At 61.1% G+C, this 3,505-nt stretch carries 5 protein-coding genes; all 5 read left to right on the top strand.

All coding sequences use genetic code 11. The annotated features are described in order from the left end of the window. The first annotated feature begins 271 nt into the window (after nucleotides 1–271). Nucleotides 272–1,403 (top strand): peptide chain release factor 2 gene (prfB, locus tag EN925_RS28300; protein WP_013531367.1). Its coding sequence is split into 2 segments (ribosomal slippage): nucleotides 272–337 and nucleotides 339–1,403, totalling 1,131 coding nucleotides; the frame shifts between segments, so codons are not numbered across the junction. A gap of 77 nt (nucleotides 1,404–1,480) precedes the next feature. Then, on the top strand, nucleotides 1,481–1,900 hold the full coding sequence (locus tag EN925_RS28295) for a GFA family protein (protein WP_127369660.1): 420 nt from the start codon (nucleotides 1,481–1,483) through the stop codon (nucleotides 1,898–1,900). 288 nt (nucleotides 1,901–2,188) lie between these two features. After that, nucleotides 2,189–2,566, top strand: a complete 378-nt coding sequence (locus tag EN925_RS28290) for a hypothetical protein (RefSeq protein WP_013531369.1) — start codon at nucleotides 2,189–2,191, stop codon at nucleotides 2,564–2,566. Nucleotides 2,567–2,734: 168 nt separating this feature from the next. Beyond that, entirely contained in the window at nucleotides 2,735–3,103 is a 369-nt protein-coding gene (locus tag EN925_RS28285) for a GFA family protein (protein WP_024503891.1), read from the top strand. 175 nt (nucleotides 3,104–3,278) lie between these two features. Continuing rightward, nucleotides 3,279–3,505: YMGG-like glycine zipper-containing protein (locus EN925_RS28280; protein ID WP_245487326.1), on the top strand; the 227-nt coding region annotated here is incomplete at its 3' end.

Genomic DNA, 3,505 nt, shown 5'->3' with positions numbered 1-3,505 from the left:
CGGCACCATCATCGAAGCCTTCAAGCCGGGCACCGGTCCCGCCGACAGCTATTGGGTGATCGGCATGGGCGCCGACGGCTCAAATGCCACCGGTGGCGCGCTGTCGCCGCAGGCCAATCAGGCTATCCAGTCCGGCGGCGGCGGCCTCTACTGACGATTTTCAGGGGCGGATGGGCTGGCCTTGGGCCGGCCCATTTTGCTTTACAGCCGGCGGCGGCGTGCCTATGTATCGCGCCGACCGATTTCAGCAAACAGGACAGAACAGCCAGCCATGCGCGCGGAAACGCAGAATATTGTCGACGAGATCAGGCAGGCGATAACCCTGCTGAGGAGGCATCTTTGACTGGGATCAAGCCATAAAGCGGCTTGAATACCTCAATGTGCGCGCCGAGGACGCCAGCCTCTGGAACGAGCCGCTGGAAGCGCAGAAGCTGATGCGCGAACGCCAGAGCCTCGAAGAAGGCATCGCCTCGGTGAAAGGTCTGACGCAGGCGCTGGAAGACAATATCGGCCTGATCGAACTCGGCGAGGAAGAGCGCGATGAGGGCGTGATCGCCGAGGCGGAAGCCGCGATCCGCTCGATGCAAGGCGAAGCGAAGGCCCGCCAGGTCGAGACGCTGCTGTCGGGTGAAGCAGACTCCAACGACACCTATCTCGAAATCCATGCCGGTGCCGGCGGCACCGAAAGCCAGGACTGGGCCTCGATGCTGCTGCGCATGTACACGCGCTGGGCCGAGCGGCGCCGTTTCAAAGTCGAAGTGCTGGAAATGCATGACGGCGAAGAGGCCGGCATCAAGTCCGCCACGTTGATGATCAAAGGCCACAACGCCTATGGCTGGATGAAGACGGAATCGGGCGTTCATCGCCTGGTGCGTATTTCGCCCTATGACAGCAATGCGCGCCGGCATACGTCCTTCGCCAGCGTCTGGGTCTATCCGGTCATCGACGACACGATCGAGATCGACGTCTCCGAATCCGACGTCCGCATCGATACTTATCGCTCGTCCGGCTCGGGCGGCCAGCACGTCAACACCACCGATTCGGCGGTGCGCATCACGCATCTGGCCACTGGCATCGCGGTCGCCTGCCAGGCCGAACGTTCGCAGCACAAGAACAAGGCCAAGGCCTGGGAGATGCTGCGCTCGCGCCTTTACGAGGAAGAGCTGAAGAAGCGCGAGGCGGTTGCAAACGCCACCGAAGCATCGAAGAGCGATATCGGCTGGGGCCACCAGATCCGCTCCTATGTGCTGCAGCCCTATCAGTTGGTGAAGGATCTCCGCACCGGCGTCGAGAGCACCAGCCCGTCGAGCGTGCTCGATGGCGACCTCGACGATTTCATGGAAGCCTCGTTGTCGCAGCGCATCGAAGGCGGTGCCGGCGAAGCCGTGGCGGACCTGGACTAGGATATGCCCATATTCAGGTGAGGCTGGCCTGGCCTCATCTGAACATACCCCTGCGCACCACAGCAATGGAGGAGAGAGTGCCGAGCAAGCTCACCGGAAAATGCTTTTGCGGCGCGGTTCACTACGAGGTGGCCGACGAATTCCTCTATGCCGCGAATTGCCATTGTTCGGACTGCCGGCGCACCACCGGTTCGGCATTCAAGCCTTTCGCCGGTATCGAGCGTGAAAAGTTTGTCCTCACCGAAGGCGAGGACAAACTCCTGATCTTCGGCGACCAAAGCGGCCACAACGCGCATTGCTGCCGGTGCGGCTCCTTGCTTTATTCGCTCGTGCGCGACGGCGCCTACGTCCATGTCGCCATGGGAACGCTCGTCGACGATCCATCCATTCGTCCAACCGGGCACATCTTCGTCGGTTCGAAGGCGGGCTGGTTCACCATCACCGATGACCTGCCGCAGTATCAAGAGCACGTGATTGCCGGCTCCGACCAGCAATAGGCTGGAACCACAGCGGGCCAATCCCGTTTATTCGACGCCCGTTTGCCGGGAATTGACCTTGGCCTCATCTCGTCGGCGGTAGCGGATGCCTGACGTCTGTAGAACGATGTCGGGAATGCATGTTCTTGCGCCGACCAAGGAATCAGCCCAGCATCCAAGGGCTGGGAGAGAAAAAGCATTTATGGCCGGACGCGGCATATCTGCGACCCGACGATCCGGCCACTGGGAAGATACGTTCCGGGAACGGGCAAGCGAAACGCTTGATGCTCGTTTGAAAGGAACGTTTCCATGTCTGCTGCCACACTCAGATCGGCCAATGCCGTTCAACCGGCTGGCCGACTTTTGTTTTCCCTGTTCGCGATCGGCGCGATGGCAATGCTGACGGCACCTGCCTTCGCGCATGACGCCACGCCCACGGCGGCAAAGCCACAAGGCTGGAGTTATCCGTTCGCATGCTGCGCCAACTATGATTGTCGCACGACCCATACGGGCGAAGTGCTGGAGAAACCCGAGGGCTATGTCATCGCCGGAACGGGTGAGGTCGTTCCAATGACCGACAAGCGTGTCAAGGACAGCCCGGACGGCGAGTTCCATTGGTGCGCGCACCAGGGGGGGCTCGACGCCGGCAGGACAATCTGCCTGTTCGTGCCGCCGCGCTCTTATTGACGATAGGAACGCATTCCGAAGTCCGCCTGGTCGCGTGTGACGGGACGGGCTTGCTGAGACCAGCCTGTCGCGGTAGCGCCGGGTGATGCTTGCTGACAGACAGTTGTCAGGAGCACCTCTTTATGCTGCCTTTGCCGCACAGGGTGGCGCGACAGGAGGAGTTCGTTGATGACCATCAAGGCAAGCTGTCATTGCAAGGCGACGACGTTCGAGGTTTCGCAAGCACCGCAGACGGTGACGCAATGCACCTGTTCTTTCTGCTCGAAACGCGGCTCGCTCTGGGCCTATTACGTGCCTTCGCAATTCAAGCTCACCAGCCCGATGGAGAACGTCTCTTTCTATCGTTGGGGGTCGAAGACCGTAAAGCACGGTTTTTGCGCCACCTGCGGCTGCGGCACCTTTACCGAAACGCCGGACTGGTCGACAGGCGAGCCGGATTTCGACAATCCCAAGATCAGCGTCAACTCGCGGCTGTTCGATGATTTCGATCTCGACAAGGTCGAAGTGGTTGTCATAGACGGCAAGAACCTCTGGTAGTTTATCCAAACCATTCCGGCACGGCGATGCGGCGCCACCACCGGGTATTGGTCTCTCGGGAAAAGCCGTGAACGGCGCTTTTGCCGTTCCGCTTTTCGCCGCAATTCATGGTACAAGTCGCGGGAAAGGCTGATTTGGCGCCACCGCAAGGCGTGACTTGGAGAGGGACCATCCTATGAAAAAGACTGTGCTCGTCGTCGTGGCGACGGCTGTGCTCGTGAGCGCCTGCACCACCACCGATCCGTATACAGGCGACCAGAAGATTTCCAACACGGCGGCCGGCGCCGGCCTTGGCGCCCTGGCGGGTGCCAGCCTTGGCCTGCTTGCCGGTGGCAACGACCGCCGCAACGCACTGATCGGCGCCGGCATCGGCGCGCTGGCCGGCGCCGATCAGTGCGTTGC

The organism is Mesorhizobium sp. M7A.F.Ca.US.006.04.2.1, assembly GCF_004022915.1.
Classification (GTDB): Bacteria; Pseudomonadota; Alphaproteobacteria; order Rhizobiales; family Rhizobiaceae; genus Mesorhizobium; species Mesorhizobium ciceri.
The sequence above is the reverse complement of the archived record's forward strand: the minus strand, read 5'-3'. Positions and strand labels throughout refer to the sequence as shown.

What these genes read in the sequence shown, in the direction of transcription:
- EN925_RS28290 (WP_013531369.1), top strand. Translation starts at nt 2,189, where the DNA reads ATGTCTGCTGCCACACTCAGATCGGCCAATGCCGTTCAACCGGCTGGC.
- EN925_RS28285 (WP_024503891.1), top strand. Translation starts at nt 2,735, where the DNA reads ATGACCATCAAGGCAAGCTGTCATTGCAAGGCGACGACGTTCGAGGTT.